The organism is Sphingobium vermicomposti, assembly GCF_011762025.1.
GTDB lineage: Bacteria > Pseudomonadota > Alphaproteobacteria > Sphingomonadales > Sphingomonadaceae > Sphingobium > Sphingobium vermicomposti.
In genome coordinates, this window is the sequence record NZ_JAASQR010000001.1 from 375749 (window position 1) to 391367 (window position 15619).

21 protein-coding genes are annotated in these 15619 nt (G+C 63.3%); 19 read left to right on the forward strand and 2 right to left on the reverse strand.

Annotated features, from left to right (window positions below; genetic code table 11):
• Nucleotides 1-155 precede the first annotated feature (155 nt).
• Complete coding sequence (locus FHS54_RS01870) at nucleotides 156-614, reverse strand: Rrf2 family transcriptional regulator (RefSeq protein ID WP_167302091.1); 459 nt, start codon at nucleotides 612-614, stop codon at nucleotides 156-158.
• A 109-nt stretch (nucleotides 615-723) separates the two neighbouring features.
• Here FHS54_RS01870 and FHS54_RS01875 point away from each other — a divergent pair, with 109 nt between their 5' ends.
• The 15 genes from FHS54_RS01875 (at nucleotide 724) to FHS54_RS01950 (ending at nucleotide 12192) form a co-directional block, all read left to right on the forward strand.
• Nucleotides 724-1161 (forward strand): group III truncated hemoglobin, encoded by a 438-nt coding sequence (locus FHS54_RS01875; RefSeq protein ID WP_167302092.1) that lies wholly within the window; start codon nucleotides 724-726, stop codon nucleotides 1159-1161.
• Nucleotides 1154-1429, forward strand: coding sequence for a TehB family protein (locus tag FHS54_RS01880; protein WP_167302093.1), 276 nt, complete (start codon nucleotides 1154-1156; stop codon nucleotides 1427-1429). The genes FHS54_RS01875 and FHS54_RS01880 overlap by 8 nt, the downstream gene beginning before the upstream one ends.
• Nucleotides 1430-1469: 40 nt before the next feature.
• Nucleotides 1470-2681: an NO-inducible flavohemoprotein gene (gene hmpA, locus FHS54_RS01885; RefSeq protein WP_167302094.1), complete on the forward strand. Its 1212-nt coding sequence runs from the start codon at nucleotides 1470-1472 to the stop codon at nucleotides 2679-2681.
• A gap of 12 nt (nucleotides 2682-2693) precedes the next feature.
• Complete coding sequence (locus FHS54_RS01890; protein ID WP_167302095.1) at nucleotides 2694-3155, forward strand: hypothetical protein; 462 nt, start codon at nucleotides 2694-2696, stop codon at nucleotides 3153-3155.
• A gap of 255 nt (nucleotides 3156-3410) precedes the next feature.
• Nucleotides 3411-4199, forward strand: coding sequence for an META domain-containing protein (locus tag FHS54_RS16390; RefSeq protein WP_243855566.1), 789 nt, complete (start codon nucleotides 3411-3413; stop codon nucleotides 4197-4199).
• 347 nt (nucleotides 4200-4546) lie between these two features.
• Nucleotides 4547-6193 (forward strand): cytochrome-c oxidase, cbb3-type subunit I, encoded by a 1647-nt coding sequence (gene ccoN, locus FHS54_RS01905; protein WP_167302096.1) that lies wholly within the window; start codon nucleotides 4547-4549, stop codon nucleotides 6191-6193.
• 3 nt (nucleotides 6194-6196) lie between these two features.
• A complete protein-coding gene (gene ccoO, locus FHS54_RS01910; protein ID WP_167302097.1) occupies nucleotides 6197-6949 on the forward strand; it encodes a cytochrome-c oxidase, cbb3-type subunit II in 753 nt (250 codons plus the stop codon).
• Between the two features lie 15 nt (nucleotides 6950-6964).
• The gene (locus FHS54_RS16395; protein WP_167302098.1) at nucleotides 6965-7135 is read left to right on the forward strand and encodes a cbb3-type cytochrome c oxidase subunit 3; all 171 of its coding nucleotides are present in this window, start codon (nucleotides 6965-6967) and stop codon (nucleotides 7133-7135) included.
• Entirely contained in the window at nucleotides 7126-8004 is an 879-nt protein-coding gene (gene ccoP / locus FHS54_RS01920) for a cytochrome-c oxidase, cbb3-type subunit III (RefSeq protein ID WP_167302099.1), read from the forward strand. The genes FHS54_RS16395 and ccoP overlap by 10 nt, the downstream gene beginning before the upstream one ends.
• Complete coding sequence (locus FHS54_RS01925) at nucleotides 8001-8189, forward strand: hypothetical protein (protein WP_167302100.1); 189 nt, start codon at nucleotides 8001-8003, stop codon at nucleotides 8187-8189. Before ccoP ends, FHS54_RS01925 begins: the two co-directional genes overlap by 4 nt.
• A gap of 13 nt (nucleotides 8190-8202) precedes the next feature.
• Nucleotides 8203-9021, forward strand: coding sequence for a DUF2189 domain-containing protein (locus FHS54_RS01930; RefSeq protein WP_167302101.1), 819 nt, complete (start codon nucleotides 8203-8205; stop codon nucleotides 9019-9021).
• 20 nt (nucleotides 9022-9041) lie between these two features.
• Entirely contained in the window at nucleotides 9042-11279 is a 2238-nt protein-coding gene (locus FHS54_RS01935; RefSeq protein ID WP_279589129.1) for a heavy metal translocating P-type ATPase, read from the forward strand.
• The gene (ccoS, locus tag FHS54_RS01940; protein WP_167302103.1) at nucleotides 11276-11485 is read left to right on the forward strand and encodes a cbb3-type cytochrome oxidase assembly protein CcoS; all 210 of its coding nucleotides are present in this window, start codon (nucleotides 11276-11278) and stop codon (nucleotides 11483-11485) included. The genes FHS54_RS01935 and ccoS overlap by 4 nt, the downstream gene beginning before the upstream one ends.
• A gap of 1 nt (nucleotide 11486) precedes the next feature.
• Nucleotides 11487-11651, forward strand: a complete 165-nt coding sequence (locus tag FHS54_RS01945) for a hypothetical protein (RefSeq protein ID WP_167302104.1) — start codon at nucleotides 11487-11489, stop codon at nucleotides 11649-11651.
• A 184-nt stretch (nucleotides 11652-11835) separates the two neighbouring features.
• Entirely contained in the window at nucleotides 11836-12192 is a 357-nt protein-coding gene (locus tag FHS54_RS01950) for a hypothetical protein (RefSeq protein WP_167302105.1), read from the forward strand.
• A 73-nt stretch (nucleotides 12193-12265) separates the two neighbouring features.
• Here the strand turns inward: FHS54_RS01950 and FHS54_RS01955 are convergent, their stop codons facing one another.
• On the reverse strand, nucleotides 12266-12475 hold the full coding sequence (locus FHS54_RS01955) for a hypothetical protein (RefSeq protein WP_167302106.1): 210 nt from the start codon (nucleotides 12473-12475) through the stop codon (nucleotides 12266-12268).
• A gap of 235 nt (nucleotides 12476-12710) precedes the next feature.
• Here FHS54_RS01955 and tnpA point away from each other — a divergent pair, with 235 nt between their 5' ends.
• Genes tnpA through FHS54_RS01975 form a run of 4 tightly spaced genes read left to right on the forward strand, consistent with a single transcriptional unit; the run spans nucleotide 12711 to nucleotide 15491 of the window.
• Complete coding sequence (tnpA, locus tag FHS54_RS01960; protein ID WP_167301968.1) at nucleotides 12711-13079, forward strand: IS66-like element accessory protein TnpA; 369 nt, start codon at nucleotides 12711-12713, stop codon at nucleotides 13077-13079.
• 17 nt (nucleotides 13080-13096) lie between these two features.
• A complete protein-coding gene (tnpB, locus tag FHS54_RS16510) occupies nucleotides 13097-13417 on the forward strand; it encodes an IS66 family insertion sequence element accessory protein TnpB (RefSeq protein ID WP_341785936.1) in 321 nt (106 codons plus the stop codon).
• 59 nt (nucleotides 13418-13476) lie between these two features.
• Nucleotides 13477-15129: an IS66 family transposase gene (gene tnpC, locus FHS54_RS01970; RefSeq protein WP_167301969.1), complete on the forward strand. Its 1653-nt coding sequence runs from the start codon at nucleotides 13477-13479 to the stop codon at nucleotides 15127-15129.
• Nucleotides 15126-15491: a DUF3024 domain-containing protein gene (locus FHS54_RS01975; RefSeq protein ID WP_167301970.1), complete on the forward strand. Its 366-nt coding sequence runs from the start codon at nucleotides 15126-15128 to the stop codon at nucleotides 15489-15491. Before tnpC ends, FHS54_RS01975 begins: the two co-directional genes overlap by 4 nt.
• The last annotated feature ends 128 nt before the right edge of the window (nucleotides 15492-15619 follow it).

Sequence of the window (15619 nt, forward strand, 5' to 3'; positions counted from 1 at the left end):
TTACCTAATCGCTCGCCGATCTGGAGTCCTGCTGCAATCCATGACCGCGACGCGCGGCGGCGACCGTCAAAGGGAGCGGGGTCGACCGGTTCACCACATTCTGGACAAAACATGTCGGATTCCTCCTGTTCGGCTTCAACGCGGCAAAGCGGCAATCATCCATCTGGCATTGCAACGGTTTCGACAGGATCGGCCGCGTTACGCTCGAAGAGCGAGGCAAGATCAGGCCGCTTCGTCAGGAGGTCGGCAAGCGTATAGCGGTCAAGCACCGCCAGGAACGCGCCGAGCGCCTCCTTCAGCACGCCCGTCAGGCCACATGCGGGCGCGACCACGCATCCGCCGCAGTCAACCAGGTCAAACCCGTCCTCGGTCTGGCGTATGAGTGCGCCGACGTTGATCTCTTCGGGCCGTCGCCCCAGGCGGATGCCGCCCGACCGGCCCCGCACGCTTTCCACATCACCGCTGCGTGCCAGTTGGTTCACCACCTTCATCAAGTGATTCTGCGAGATTCCATAGGCCTGCGCGACCTCACCGATCGAGCACAGGCGGTCAGGATGCGAGCCCAGATAGAGCAGCACGCGCATCGAATAGTCGGTGAACAGGGTCAGTTTCATGGGCCGTTGCCACTCTCTTCCTCAACTCGCCGCATTAAGATGCATTGGTATTGCATGTTTTGTGAGAAATGTATAGATGCATCCGTGATACATGAAAGGAGTCGGGAGAATGACCGAGCTGGAACTGAAGGATGAGGCGCTCAAGCAGCTTGTCGATGCGTTCTACGCGCGCGTTCGCGCAGATGCCGACCTGGGGCCGATTTTCAACGACGCGATCGATGACTGGCCGGAACATCTCGAGAAGCTGGCGGCGTTCTGGTCATCCGTCATGCTCGCCAGCGGCCGGTACAAGGGCCAGCCCGTGCCGGCGCATCTGAAGCACAGCTCGCGGATAACGCTAGCGCTTTTCGATCGGTGGCTCGCGTTGTGGGACTGTACGACAAACGAGATGATGGCCCCCGACGCAGCCGCGGCTCTTCAAGCGAAAGCGAAGCGGATTGCGGAGAGCCTGCAGCTCGCCATGTTTTTCCGCCTCGATCGGCCAGACGCCGTCGACGGCGAGGCCAGGTCCCATCCTTTTGAACGGCGAGTACCCACCCATGCCTGAAATTTCGCCCTATCGTTCGACGCCGGTGTTCGATCAGGACACGCTCCCGGCCGCCCTGCGGGTACGCCATGATACCAAGGCCGGTGTCTGGGGCCTGATCCGCGTTCTCGAGGGTGAGCTTCGGCTGACATATCTCGATCCACCGTCACAGATTGTGCTGACGCCCGAGCGGCCCGGATTGATCCTGCCGCAACAGCCGCATTTCGTGACGCCCATCGGCGCCATGAAAATGCAGGTCGATTTCTATGATCGGCCGCCCGGGGACTGATCGCCGGGAAACTCGAACCCCTTCAAACAAGGAGAAATTTATGTCGCAGCCTCTCAGCGATCAGACCATCGCGCTCGTCAAGGCGACCGTGCCGGCGCTCGAAGCGCATGGCCTGGACATCGTGCATGAAATGTATTCGCGGATGTTCCAGAACCCGGAGATTCGCGATCTTTTCAATCAATCGCATCATGGTGACGCCGGTTCGCAGCCGCGCGCGCTCACCGGCGCCATTCTCGCCTATGCCAGCAATATCGAAAACCTCGGCGCGCTGGCGCCGGCTGTGGAGCGGATCGCGCAGAAGCATGTCGGCTTGCAGATCCTGCCCGAGCACTATCCGCATGTCGCGGAGGCACTTCTGGGTGCGATCAAGGCGGTGCTCGGCGATGCGGCGACCGACGAAATTCTCGCGGCCTGGGGCGAGGCTTACTGGTTCCTCGCCAACATCCTGATCGCGCGTGAGCAGCGCGTCTATACCGAACAGAAGGACGCGAGCGGCGGCTGGAACGGTTGGCGCGATTTCCGCGTCGAGGAGGTCGTGCGCGAAAGCAGCGTCATCAATTCCTTCATCCTGCGTCCGGTCGATGGCGGTCCCGTCATGCGGCACAAGCCGGGGCAGTATCTGACCTTCTGGCTCGAGATTCCGGGCCATCCGCCGGTCAAGCGCAACTATTCGATCTCGGCGGCTCCCAACGGCGAGACCTATCGCATTTCGGTCAAGCGCGAGCCGCAGGGGCTGGCCTCGGGCTGGTTGCACGACGAGGCGAAACCCGGGACCATCCTGAAGGTGGCCGCGCCGGCGGGCGAATTCTTCCTCGCCGATCATGTCGAGCGGCCCGTCGTGCTGCTGTCGGGGGGCGTCGGCCTGACGCCGATGGTGGCGATGCTCGAAGCGCTCGTACAAGGCGGCGCCGAGGTGCCGGTTCACTACATCCACGGCACGCATGACCGTGACACCCATGCGATGCGCGGCCATGTTCGCGCTGTGGCGAGCCAGGGCAAATCCATCGCGATCACCGATTTTCACCAGAGCCCGCTCGAGGACGAGGCAGAGGGCTGCGACTACGACGTGGCCGGCATCATTACCGATGAATGGCTGGTGGCCAACACACCGGTCGCGCAAGCGGATTATTACATCTGCGGGCCGCGTCCGTTCCTGCGCCATGCGGTCTCGACCCTGTCGCTGGCGGGTGTGGCGTCGGACAGGATCCACTATGAGTTCTTCGGCCCGGCTGACGAGCTGCTCGCGGCCTGAAGGAGCGGAGGCATGGACGACATCATCCTGGCACGGGCCATTCATGTCCTGGCGGTCCTTCTCTGGATCGGCGGCGTGGCGTTCGTGACGATTGTGGTGATGCCGTCCGTCCGCGCCGCCAATCCTCCCGCGGAGCGATTGGCGGCCTTTCATCGGCTGGAGGGGCGCTTTGCGGCGCAGGCGCGCATCTGGGTGCTACTGGCAGGGCTCAGCGGCTTCTGGATGGTCCATCGCGCGCAGATGTGGGATCGCTTTTTCGATCTTCGCTTCTGGTGGATGCATGCGATGGTAGGGCTATGGGCCTTCTTCGCTGCGATGCTTTTTGTGGTCGAGCCGCTGTTTCTCCACCGCCGAATGATGACATCGGTCAAGCCCGCCGCAGACTTCGCCCGAATGGAGATCCTTCACCGCATATTGCTGGGTATCGCGCTTGTCACGGTTCTCGGCGCAGTGGCGGGAAGCCACGGATTCTAGGCTGCGTTTTTCATTGGGTTCCAGAATGCGATGCTGGTCCTCCCAAGGTCGCGATCAGATTTCCGCCAGGGCTGTCCGCGCCCATCAATCCAGCCCTCCTGCGACCGTCACCGCATTTTGTGGTTCGGAACCATCCGGTCCGAATGCGATTCTCTGAGATGACGGCCGCTCGAGGCTCGCCGAATTATGCAGACCAGATGGGGCGCGCCTGTCCTGCTCTGTTCCGATCCCAACGCACAACGAAGCGAAAACGCCATGTTCGACAAGCCCTTCACAGCCGTTATGGCGGCGACCATGCTCACGCTCGGCGGCTGCGCGACAGACGTGCAACATGCCGATCCCCAGGTCCCTGTCGCCCAGCTGAGAGACAAGGTCATAACCGGCAACGCGTCCTATCGTGAGCGCATTGCTCTGCCGGCCCGCGCGACCTTCAATGTACGGCTGCTGGACGTTTCGCGCGCCGATGCGGGGTCAGCAATCATCGCCGAGGAAACGCGCCAGGTCGAAGGGCAGCAGGTTCCTTTGCCTTTTTCGATCAGGGTGAAGGAACAGGTCTTGAAGACCAACATGCGTTACGCTGTCCGCGCGACGATCACCGATCCGGCGGGCAAGCTGCTATGGACCACAGATACGGTTCATTCGGTCGATCCCGCGCGGTTTGAGCAGGATCTGGGGACGCTCAATATGGTTCGCGTTGGTAACCGCTCGGCGGCTTCAGGCTTGATCGGCGCGCAATTCAAGGTCGAGGACATCAACAGGACGGGTCTGATCGATAGCTCCAACGTGACGGTGCAGTTTTCGCAAGGCGGCCGAGTGAGCGGATCGGCAGGCTGCAACAGGTTCACCGGCGACTACTCGCTCGATGGACAATCGCTTCGGATCGGACCGCTCGCTGTGACGCGGCGGGCTTGCGTAACGGCACTCGGCAACCAGGAAACCAGGTTCCTTGCCATTCTCCAGGATGTGACCTCATGGTCCGTCAACGGCAATGGGTCGGTGCTCTTGCGAGCCGAGGACGGACGATATCTCGCAGCGATACGCTGAATTGAACGCGGGATGCAGTTTGCTGAAAAAGCGGCTGCCGCGCAGTCGTGATCGATCGGAGGCGGGAGTTGAGCCCAAATAGACGCGCAACCGGCCAAGAGTTCCTTCGGCAAAAATTCATTGCGCCATCGCCGAACACCGGTTCCAGTTCGTCCCCGCCCGCAGAGCGAGCGACGCTGATTACTGATTTTTTGATGCTTGTGGCGGGAGAGGGCGGGGCAATGGTTGGGAACTTCCGGCCGGCCCGCGTGTTGCTGGTTGAGCGCTAGCTATGTGCTTGTCGGGAGCACCGGCCGATACGCTGTCAGCCCGTGGCGACGACCGATGAGGGGGGAAATAGATCGGCCATGATACTGACCTTGACCGAGACCGAGCGCCAGGTCGCGCTCGCTATTTCCGTTGCCGTGGCTCTGTGTGGCCTCGCTCTCGCCGCAGCAGGCAACCAGGACACCATGGAAATCCACGGATGGTTGATCCTGGCCTTCGGCGGCATTTGCGCGCTAGTCGTGATCCGGGAGATTTGGGGGCCGGAGCCGCCGAAATCGCGCCTCGAGAGCTACTATGACGAACCGATCAAGTTCGGCATCGCCGCCAGTATGGCATGGGCGGTGGTGGCCATGTTTGTCGGCGTATGGGTTGCCGCCTTGCTCGCCTTTCCCGATCTGACATTCGACGGCGCCTGGGCGAGTTTCGGACGCTTGCGGCCGGTTCACACCAGCGGCGTCATCTTCGGCTTTGGCGGCAATGCGCTGATCGCGACCTCGCTCCATGTCGTGCAGCGCACCTCACGCGCCCGGCTTCCCGATCAGCTTTCGGCCTGGTTCGTGCTGGTCGGCTACAATCTGTTCTGCATCCTCGCGGCCAGCGGATACCTGCTCGGCGTCACCCAGTCGAAGGAATATGCCGAGGCCGAATGGTATGCGGACATCTGGCTGGTGATCGTCTGGGTCACCTATTTCATTCTCTACATCCGGACGCTGGCCCGCCGCAAAGAGCCGCACATCTATGTGGCGAACTGGTATTTCATGGCCTTCATCCTTGTGGTCGCGATCCTCCACAGCATCAACAATCTGGCGGTCCCGGTCTCGTTGGGGCACGCCAAGAGCTACACGATCTGGTCCGGCGTCCAGGACGCGATGGTGCAATGGTGGTATGGCCATAACGCCGTTGCTTTCTTCCTGACGGCCGGCTTCCTGGGAATGCTCTATTACTATCTGCCCATCCGCGCGCAGCGGCCGATCTTCTCCTACCGCCTGTCGATCCTGAGCTTCTGGGGCATCACCTTCTTCTATATGTGGGCCGGCTCGCACCATCTCCACTACACAGCGCTGCCGCATTGGGTTCAGACCCTGGGCATGACGTTCTCCGTCATGCTGCTCGTGCCCTCCTGGGCCTCGGCCGGGAATGCGTTGCTCACGCTCAACGGGGCCTGGCACCGTGTCCGCGACGATGCCACGCTGCGCTTTATGATGGTCGCGGCGGTGTTTTACGGCATCTCGACCTTCGAAGGGTCGTTCCTGGCCATTCGCCCGGTCAACTCGCTGTCGCATTACACCGACTGGACCGTGGGCCATGTTCACGCCGGCGCGCTGGGCTGGGTCGCGCTGATCACCTTCGGCTCGCTGTACACGCTGGTTCCTTCGCTCTGGAAACGCGAAGGCATGTATTCTCCCGCGCTGGTCGAATGGCACTTCTGGCTCTCGCTGGCCGGAACGCTCGTCTACATCTTCGCGATGTGGAACTCGGGCATCATCCAGGGCCTGATGTGGCGAACCTATACCGAAGAAGGAACGCTCGCCTATTCGTTCCTCGACTCGCTGCGAGCCATGTATCCCTATTACATCGCGCGCGCGTTCGGCGGGCTGCTGTTCCTGATCGGAGCGGTGATCGGCGCCTATAACATGTGGATGACCGTGCGCGCCGCGCCCGCCAAAGCCCCGCTTGAAAGCGACGTTCCTTTGAATGCCGCTGTCGCCGCGGCGGGAAGGGGCTGAGCGATGGCGGAGCTGTTTCACCGCAAGCTCGAGCGCACCGCCATCGGCTTCGTGCTCGCCATCATCGCGGCAGCCAGCGTAGGCGGCCTTGTCGAGATCGCCCCGCTCTTCACCATCGACGAAACCGTGGAGGAAGCGCCGGACATGCGGCTCTACACCCCCCTGGAGCTGGCGGGACGAAACATCTATGTTCGCGAGGGCTGCTACGCCTGCCACAGCCAGATGATCCGCACCTTGCAGGACGAGGTCGAGCGCTATGGACCCTATTCGCTCGCGGTCGAATCCAAACATGACCATCCGATGCTCTGGGGATCGAAGCGGACCGGCCCCGATCTCGCCCGCGTCGGCGGCAAATATTCCGATTTCTGGCACGTCGCCCACCTGACCAATCCGCGCGATGTCGTGCCCGACTCCAATATGCCCGCCTATCCCTGGCTGGCGCGCACCGAACTGCGGCTCAATGATCTTCCTTTGCATCTGAAAGCGCTGCGCGCCGCCGGCGTCCCGTACACCGACGCCATGGTCGAGAACGCCGCGGTCGACGCCTACGATCAGGCGACGCCCGAAAGTTCGACCTCGTCCGGCGTGACCGAGCGATATGGCGAAAAAACGCAGGTGCGAGTTTTCGACGATGTCGCGACGCAAGTCACCGAGATGGACGCGCTGGTCGCCTATCTGCAGGTCCTCGGGCGATTGACCGACGCGGCGTACAAGAACACGGCCGCGCCGCAAAAGCCCCCCGAACCGGTGAAATGACGTGAGGAGAGGCACATGGACATAAGCCACGACGCACTCGTCGCATTCTCGAAAAGCTGGGGGCTGTTCTACCTCATCGGACTGATGATCGGCGTGCTCATCTATACCTTCCGGCCGTCCAACCGCGGCAAGTTCAACCGGGCCAAGCAGAGCGTGCTCGATCAGGACGACAAGCCGTGGACGTAGAACGCGATCCCGTCAGCGGTCGCGAGACGACCGGGCATATCTGGAACGGCATCCAGGAACTCGATACGCCGGTTCCCAAAGGCGTGCTGATTTTCCTTATCGTCACGCATCTTTTTGCCTTCGCCTGGTGGATTCTCATGCCGACCTGGCCGGTGGGGCACACCTACACCAAGGGCATCCTCAATACGGACCAACGCACTTCGGTGGAGAAACATCTGGTCGAGGCGCAGGCGGGACGCGCCGCCTGGATGAAACGCATCGAAAGCGAAAGCCTCCCGCAGATCGCGGCGGATCCTCGCCTGATGTCGATCGTGCGCAGCACGGGCCACCGGCTGTTCGGCGACAATTGCGCGGCTTGCCACGGCATCGACGCGAAGGGCGGCTATGGCTATCCCGACCTCACCGACGACGACTGGATCTGGGGGGGTGATCTTGAAACGATTGCCCAGACGATGCGCGTCGGGGTCAATGTCGAGCATCCGCAAGGCCGCACCTCGCAGATGCCCTCGTTCGGACGCGATGGGATTCTCGACGCCGATCAGGTCAGCCTTGCGGCCAACTACGTCTATTCGCTGTCACATCCCAAATTCGTGACGCCGGCCAATCGCGCTTCGGTGATGTCCGGCCGCGATGTGTTCGCGGCGAACTGCGCGATCTGCCATGGCGAGGATGCGCGCGGCAAACGCGAGGTCGGCGCCCCCAATCTGACGGACGCGCGGTGGATCTATGGAGGCGAGCTCGATCAGATCGTCGAGACCGTTCACGGTGGGCGGCAGGGCCATATGCCGACCTGGGACGAGCGGTTGAGCGAGACCGATATCAAGATATTGGCGCTCTACGTCCATTCGTTGAGCTTGCCCGGGCGATGAGGGCGGCGCGGTACAAGTCGCGCTGGCTGGTCCTGGCGCTCGTGGCGGCAGCGCTGCTGGTGTTCGTGCTGGCCAACGCGCATCTGCTTTACGTCGCATTCCAGTCCCAGCCCGATTGCGTAGGACATTTGAAGGAGCGGGCGGGTGAAGGCGGCCAATATCGCGCGGCGAAATCGGCGTGCTGAAAGGTAGCGGGATATGAGCGAGAAGAACGCTTCCTATGGCTTGCTGAGCGAGACCTCGACTATCGAGGAAACGCGAAACGTCCGGCTGCAACGCCACCTTCCCCCATTCGTCGGCATCCGATGGCTTGGCGCTGGCTGGCGCGATCTGACGCACCGGCCGATCCCCAGCCTCGCTTACGGACTCGTCGTTTTCCTGTTGTCGATCGCCGCGATCGCGACCCTTCTCCTCTACGGACGCGACTATATTCTGTTTCCCGCGCTCGCCGGCTTCATGATCGTCGCCCCCCTGCTCGCCATCGGACTCTATGAGAAGAGTCGGCTTCGCGAGCAGGGAGGGGAGATCGGCCTGCGCCAGATGCTCGTGGTGAAACCCGCGGCGGGACCGCAGGTGTTCTTCACCGGGGTGCTTCTCAGCCTTCTCATGCTGTTGTGGATGCGCTCGGCGGTGCTCATCTATGCGCTGTTCTTCGGCGTCCGCTCGTTCCCCGGCCTCAGCCATATCACCGCCTTCCTCGTGACCGATCCCGTGGGCTGGATCATCCTCGGCGTCGGCACGATGATCGGAGGATTGTTCGCCGCCTTCGCCTTCGCGATCAGCGTCTTCGCCATTCCCATGTTGCTCGACCGGAAAGTCGATGCGCTCACCGCCATGGGGACCAGCATGGCCCTGGTCTGGAACAACCTTGCGCCGATGATCGTCTGGGGCGGGATCGTTCTCGCGCTCTTCGTCCTGTGCGTGGCGACCGGGCTGCTGGGGCTCATCGTCATCTTTCCCTGGATCGGTCATGCCACCTGGCACGCCTATCGCGCGGTCGCAGACGCGGGCAGCTAGCCATGGCCTCGTGTGCCGCCATGGATGATATTGCGCAGCCCACACTGGCCCGACAATCGGTCGACGAACTTGTCCTCGCCAGCCGCGTCCTGGAGGATGACCTTCTCCAGACACAATTGTCGGTTCCGACCGCCCACTGCGGCGGATGCATGGCGAAAATCGAGCGGGTTCTGACCGGGCTTGAGGGCGTTGCATCGGCGCGCGTCAATCTCTCGACGCGGCGCGTGACGGTCACATGGCGGCGGGCGGGCGGCGTTCCGCCCTTGCTGGAGACGCTGTCCGGCGCCGGCTTCGAAGCCAATCTCCTGAGCATGCTCGAAGATCGGCCGGATAATGAAAAGCGCCGATTGATTCTCGCGACCGCGGTTTCGGGTTTCGCGGCCATGAACATCATGCTGCTTTCGGTGTCGGTATGGTCGGGGGCCGACGCCGGCACGCGCCAGTTGTTCCACCTGATATCGGCGCTGCTCGCCCTGCCGACCGTCGTCTATTCGGGGCGCATCTTTTTCCAGTCGGCCTGGTCTGCCCTGCGTGCCGGTCACACCAACATGGACGTGCCCATCTCGATTGGCATCGTTCTTGCGCTAGCCCTGAGCCTTTTCGACACCTTGCATTCCGGCCCCCATGCCTATTTCGATGCGGTCGTCACCTTGATCTTCTTTTTGCTGATCGGCCGGACGCTCGATCACCTCATGCGCGACAAGGCGCGGTCCGCCGTGCTGGGCCTTACGAGAATGATGCCCGCAGGCGCCAAAGTGCTCGTGCCTGATGGATCACGCGCATTCCTGCCGCTCGACCAAATCGCGGTGGGGGACGTCATCCTGCTGGCTCCGGGGGAACGCGTGCCCCTCGACGGCATTGTCCTTGCCGGCGAGGGCGATGTCGACACCGCCGCGGTAACCGGCGAGGCGATGCCCGTGCCCGTGACGAGCGGAAGCAGGCTCCTGTCCGGCATGCTCAACCTCGACGGCTCGCTGGAAATTCGCGTCACCAATATTAGCGCGCGGTCCTTTCTCTCCGAAATGGTCCGGATGATGGAAGCCGCCGAGCAGGGGCGCGCGCGCTACAGACGTTTGGCGGATCGCGCCGCGGCTTATTATTCGCCGATCATCCACTCGCTCGCTTTCGCGGCTTTTGCTGGTTGGTTCCTGGCGAGCGGCGACTGGCATCGGTCGCTGACCATCGCCATTTCCGTGCTCATCATCACATGCCCCTGTGCCCTCGGCCTTGCCATTCCCATGGTGCAGATGGTGGCCGCAAAGCGGTTGTTCGAGCGCGGAATTGCCCTGAAGGACGGCAGCGCGCTCGAGCGTTTGGCCGACATCGACATCGTCGTATTCGACAAGACGGGGACCCTGACGATCGGCGATCTGCGGGTGACCGAAAGCGAAATCGACAGGCGCTATCAGAAGGTCGCGCTGGAGATGGCCTCACGATCCGAGCACCCGGTCGCGCGGGCGATCGCGGCCAGCGGCGAGCATCCATCAAACATCGTGCTGGAAGGCTTTTCGGAACTTCCGGGGAAGGGCTTGGAAGCGTCCAGCGAGGGCAGAAAATTCAGGCTCGGGCGCGCCGACTGGGCGCTGGCTGCGCGTGACGCCGCAAAGAATCGCTTTTCCACGGTGCTGTCGGTGGATGGCGAACTGGCGGGCCATTTTGCCTTCTCCGATCTCGAGAAGACGAGCGCGCGCGAAACGGTGCGTCAGATCAACGACCTCGGTCTGCCCCTCGAGCTGCTCTCGGGCGACCGCCCGGAGGCTGTCTCGGCGCTTGCGGCCTCGATCGGTATTTCCCAGTTTCGCGCTGGTCTCCTGCCCCAGCAGAAGGTGCAACGGCTCGAGGTGCTGGCCGCCCGGCAGGGCAAGGCCATGATGGTCGGCGATGGGCTGAACGATGGACCGGCTCTCGCTGCCGCTCATGTGTCCATGGCCCCTTCGAACGCCGCCGATATCGGCCGTGCCGCCGCCGATGTCGTGTTTTTCGGGCAGGATCTGACGACGATCCCGCAAGCGATACGCGTTGCGCGCAAAACACGCAGTCTCGTTCGCCAGAATCTGGCGCTTTCGGTCGGCTACAACCTGCTGGTCATTCCGATCGCCTTGGCGGGCCATGTCAGTCCGCTGCTCGCGGCCGTGGCCATGTCGCTGTCATCGATCTCGGTTGTGGCCAATTCGCTGCGCATTCCGCGGCCGGCCAAGCCACGCTTCGATCCGAGCGACCGAGGACGCGCGCCGATACCTGCCGGAGCGGCGGCGTGAGCGCCTTCCTCTGGCTCGTGCCGATCGCCCTGCTGATGGGCTTGGCTGGCTTGGGCGCTTTTCTCTGGTCGATGCGCGATGGGCAGTATGAGGATCTCGATGGCGCCGCGGAGCGTATCTTCATAGACGCCCACTCCGACAGGCCCTTGGCCGAGGCGGAAGAGAGCGATCGAGCTGAAACCGTGCCCCACGCGAAGAGTTCGTAATATGAACACCACCGAGTCCGATGGAATAGAGGAAATGTCGATGACACGGACATTGCAGTGGAACTGGGTCGGCGTACTCGCCTTCATCTGCGGTGCGGCGGTCATCATTCCCAGCCTGGTCGCTTTGGCGCTCAGCCTCCTCGCCGTCGCGCGAGAGATTTTGTAAGGCTGCTGCTCGGCGGGCCTTGGGATCGTGGCTGGATCGTTAAAACGCGCCGTTCGCGGCCATTCTGCACGGACCTCGCCTCACCACGACGTTCACCGTGCATAGGCAATCAGTCATCGCCTTTGCATTGCCAGGTCGCATCGCCGGCGCAGGATCACCCGCGAAATCCTTCTGGAGCCGCCCCATGCGCAGACCACGTCCGACGGTAGCTGTAATTCTCATTGCAGCATTGATGGGGACAACGGGCGCGCAGGCGCAAGCTCTGATCGATGCCGGTAATCAGGCCATGATCATGCATCAGGGCAATCTGCTCCAGCAGCACACCGCGCCCAACAACGAGCACACCAATGTTCGCAAGCGCAAAGGCGGCGCTGCGAGTGGTGCCTGCTCGATCGCGCAAGATCGCGAAAGGCTCCGGCCGGAATATGAGCGGCGGCTCGGCTCGGATGGCCGGGCAGCGGCAAACGCCTGGCTTCGGCGTGAAGCGGCCAGCCTTGGCCGACAAGCGGCTTTGCGGTCGAAGGCAGGCGGTCGGTGCTGAGCCTGACGCGATAAGGCGCCGCGGCCGAAAGACCTCGCATCTGCGAGTCGAAAAGGGCCGCCCGCGCCGGGCGTCATGCTTCGACCAATCGTTCCTTGGACATGCTCGACCACACGCTGTCGCGCGGTCCAGCGATCGCGCGTCGTCTGGCGGCTTGCGCCATGAAAGCAAAGCCGATCGCGCCTACAATGGCGACCGCATCGATCAGATGATCGGCCCCGCCGTGGCTCCAGCCCAGGCCTGCGACCGCCGTGAAGCTGCTCAGCGGTATCAGTGCGGTCATTGCGGCGGCTGCCCATAGCAGTTCCGTCCCGCTGCGCGCCGCCCCCCGAACCAGCGCCCAGACGACAGCCAGGATGAAGGCCCCGTAGTATAGCCTCTATCTGCAAGCGGCGTTGGACACTGTTGATGGAATTTCGACGTCGTTTCATTTGTATCCCTCCGGCGGGTCCCGCCTTGTCCGGTCGGTGAGCGAGCGGTCTTAAGCGTGCACTTGAGAGTGCGCTTAGGAGCGGTCGATGGGGCAGATCACGGTGTTCGCGGGGCCAGAACGGCGCCGACGGTGGAGCGATGAAGAACGGCTGCGGATTCTGACGGAGGCGTTTTCACCGGGTGCCTGCGTGGCGGAGGTCTGCCGGCGGCACGATATCTCGACGGCGCTGATCTACACCTGGCGGCGCAAGTTCCGCCAAGCACCCGTCGAACCGGCGCCGCAGGGTCTGTCAGAGCCGCGGTTTGCCGAGGCCGTGGTTGCCGAGGACGCGAGGTCGGGCGGTTCTGGCACCTGTCCTGCGATGATCATCGATCTGGCGCGCGGCAAGCGGGTGAGCATCTTCGCGTCGGCATTGCCGTTGCAGGTGGCCGCGGCATTGAAGGCACTGCGGTGATCCCTGCGGGCGCGCGGGTGTGGATCGCGATGGGTCATACCGATATGAGGAAGGGCATGCAGGGCCTGGCGCTGATGGTCCAGCAGGGGCTGAAGCGCGATCCGCACGGCGGTGACCTGTTCGTGTTCCGAGGCCGCGCTGGCTCACTGGTGAAGATCATCTGGCACGACGGGATCGGCATGTCGCTTTATGCTAAGCGGCTCGAGAAGGGCCGGTTCGTGTGGCCCTCTGCCAAGGAAGGGGCGGTCTCTCTGACGAGCTCCCAACTGGCCTGCCTGCTCGACGGGATCGACTGGCGTAACCCGCAGTATTCCTGGCGTCCGGCCAGCGCCGGATAATCGCAGTCGGAGTCCATTTTGATCTTGCGGCGCCAGGTGGATGCTGATTCACTCGATCCATGGAAGCCGCCGTTTCGCCCTTCCCGGACGACGTTGAAGCGCTCAAGGCGCTGCTGGCTTGCGCGCTCCACAAGGCCGATGAGGCCGAGGCCCAGCTCGCCAACGCCCGCGCCCGGGAGAGCGCAACCGAGGCGGTGATCGCGCACCTCAAGCTGCAGATCGCCAAGCTCAAGCGCGAGCAGTACGGCGCCAGCGCCGAACGCACCCGGCGGCTCCTCGAGCAGATGGAGCTTCAGCTGGAAGACCTCGAAGGTGATGCAGCCGAAGACGACCTGCTTGCCGAAGCCGCCACGACGAAGATAGCGACCGTCACTGCGTTCGAGCGCAAGCGGCCGGCGAGGAAGCCGTTTCCCGAGCACCTGCCGCGGACACGCGTCGTCGTGCCCGCGCCATGTTCATGCCCCGCCTGTGGCGGCAGCCGCCTGTCGAAGCTCGGCGAGGATGTGACCGAGACGCTCGAGGTGATCCCCCGGGCCTGGAAGGTCATTCAGACCGTACGCGAGAAGTTCTCCTGCCGGGACTGCGAGGCTATCACCCAGCCGCCGGCGCCGTTCCATGTCGTCCCGCGCGGCTGGGCGGGGCCGAGCTTCCTCGCCATGCTGCTGTTCGAGAAGTTCGGCCAGCATCAACCGCTGAACCGCCAGGCCGAGCGCTACGCCCGCGAAGGCGTGCCGCTGAGCACCTCGACACTCGCCGACCAGGTCGGCGCGGCGGCATTCGCGCTGATGCCGCTCTATCGGCGCCTCGAGACCCATGTGCTGGCGGCCGAGCGATTGCATGGCGACGACACCACCGTGCCGGTGCTCGCCAAGGGCAAGACCGATACCGGCCGATTGTGGGTCTATGCTCGTGACGACCGGCCCTTTGCCGGACCCGCGCCGCCGGCCGCCCTGTTCCACTACTCGCGCGACCGGCGCGGCGAGCATCCGCGGGCGCATCTCGCTTCCTGGTTCGGCATTCTCCAAGCCGATGCCTATGGCGGCTATGGCGAGCTCTATGCTGCGAGCCGCAAGCCGGGGCCGGTTCTGGAAGCCGGCTGCTTCGCTCACGCCCGGCGCAAGTTCTTCGAGCTCGCCAACGTCGAGGGCGCCGCGCGCAAGAAGAGCCGGGGTGAACGCACCGGGCTGATCTATCCGATCGCGCTCGAAGCGGTGCAGCGGCTCGACAAGCTTTTCGACATCGAGCGCGGGATCAACGGACTGCCTGCCGAGGAGCGCCTCGTGTGCCGGAAGGAACGCAGCGCGCCGCTGATGAGCGAGCTCCATGCCTGGCTGACCGAGCAGCTCAGAAAGCTCTCGCGCAACCACGACCTCGCCAAGGCCATCAACTACATGCTGCGCCGCTGGGACGCGTTCACCCGCTTCCTCGGTGATGGCAGGATCTGTATCACCAACAACGCCGCCGAGCGCGCGCTGCGCGGCATCGCCCTCGGCCGCAAGTCATGGCTGTTCTGCGGCTCGGATCGCGGCGGCCAGCGCGCAGCTGTCATGTACAGCCTGATCGGCACCGCCAAGCTCAACGACGTCGATCCACAGGCGTGGCTCGCGGACGTCCTCGCCCGCATCGCCGATCACCCAGCCAGTCGTCTCGACGAGTTGCTGCCGTGGAACTGGCGCGGCTGCCGCCCGACGGTGCCGGTCGCGGCTCAATGAGCGGGCTCGAAGCGCCTGAGAAGGCGCACATCACCACCACCTGTGAACGGTTCATCACCAACGTGCTGAAGCCGCGGTTCTTGCCGGTCCTGCGCCCCACCGAATTCAACTACCCGGTCGATATCCAAGGCAAGTGGCACGGAACCCGCTACCGCTTTCTTCAGCGGTACCGCTCTGGCTTCGCCGATAACCGCGGGGAAGAGTTCGACGCGCCGTTCGTCCGCCTGGACTGGATCGCTCCGGATCGCTTTAACATCCAATGGCATCGCCATACCGGCGCCTGGTTCTGCATCCACCGCGGCAAGACCCTCGCTCAAGCCTTGAAGCTGATCGAGACAGACGGAATCCTCCACCCAAACTAAACGGACGTCGCCGCGGCCTTCGCCGGATGCTTACGCTAGTCGACGAGTTGGACGGTTTGAAGAATTGTGCTGTTGAATACCAGCGTCGCCTTATCGGGCTCGATAACACGATTGTGCCAGTGTACGAT

What these genes read in the sequence shown, in the direction of transcription:
- FHS54_RS01870 (WP_167302091.1), bottom strand. Translation starts at nt 614, where the DNA reads ATGAAACTGACCCTGTTCACCGACTATTCGATGCGCGTGCTGCTCTAT.
- FHS54_RS01875 (WP_167302092.1), top strand. Translation starts at nt 724, where the DNA reads ATGACCGAGCTGGAACTGAAGGATGAGGCGCTCAAGCAGCTTGTCGAT.
- FHS54_RS01880 (WP_167302093.1), top strand. Translation starts at nt 1,154, where the DNA reads ATGCCTGAAATTTCGCCCTATCGTTCGACGCCGGTGTTCGATCAGGAC.
- hmpA (WP_167302094.1), top strand. Translation starts at nt 1,470, where the DNA reads ATGTCGCAGCCTCTCAGCGATCAGACCATCGCGCTCGTCAAGGCGACC.
- FHS54_RS01890 (WP_167302095.1), top strand. Translation starts at nt 2,694, where the DNA reads ATGGACGACATCATCCTGGCACGGGCCATTCATGTCCTGGCGGTCCTT.
- FHS54_RS16390 (WP_243855566.1), top strand. Translation starts at nt 3,411, where the DNA reads ATGTTCGACAAGCCCTTCACAGCCGTTATGGCGGCGACCATGCTCACG.
- ccoN (WP_167302096.1), top strand. Translation starts at nt 4,547, where the DNA reads ATGATACTGACCTTGACCGAGACCGAGCGCCAGGTCGCGCTCGCTATT.
- ccoO (WP_167302097.1), top strand. Translation starts at nt 6,197, where the DNA reads ATGGCGGAGCTGTTTCACCGCAAGCTCGAGCGCACCGCCATCGGCTTC.
- FHS54_RS16395 (WP_167302098.1), top strand. Translation starts at nt 6,965, where the DNA reads ATGGACATAAGCCACGACGCACTCGTCGCATTCTCGAAAAGCTGGGGG.
- FHS54_RS01925 (WP_167302100.1), top strand. Translation starts at nt 8,001, where the DNA reads ATGAGGGCGGCGCGGTACAAGTCGCGCTGGCTGGTCCTGGCGCTCGTG.
- FHS54_RS01930 (WP_167302101.1), top strand. Translation starts at nt 8,203, where the DNA reads ATGAGCGAGAAGAACGCTTCCTATGGCTTGCTGAGCGAGACCTCGACT.
- FHS54_RS01935 (WP_279589129.1), top strand. Translation starts at nt 9,042, where the DNA reads ATGGATGATATTGCGCAGCCCACACTGGCCCGACAATCGGTCGACGAA.
- FHS54_RS01945 (WP_167302104.1), top strand. Translation starts at nt 11,487, where the DNA reads ATGAACACCACCGAGTCCGATGGAATAGAGGAAATGTCGATGACACGG.
- FHS54_RS01950 (WP_167302105.1), top strand. Translation starts at nt 11,836, where the DNA reads ATGCGCAGACCACGTCCGACGGTAGCTGTAATTCTCATTGCAGCATTG.
- FHS54_RS01955 (WP_167302106.1), bottom strand. Translation starts at nt 12,475, where the DNA reads ATGACCGCACTGATACCGCTGAGCAGCTTCACGGCGGTCGCAGGCCTG.
- tnpA (WP_167301968.1), top strand. Translation starts at nt 12,711, where the DNA reads ATGGGGCAGATCACGGTGTTCGCGGGGCCAGAACGGCGCCGACGGTGG.
- tnpC (WP_167301969.1), top strand. Translation starts at nt 13,477, where the DNA reads ATGGAAGCCGCCGTTTCGCCCTTCCCGGACGACGTTGAAGCGCTCAAG.
- FHS54_RS01975 (WP_167301970.1), top strand. Translation starts at nt 15,126, where the DNA reads ATGAGCGGGCTCGAAGCGCCTGAGAAGGCGCACATCACCACCACCTGT.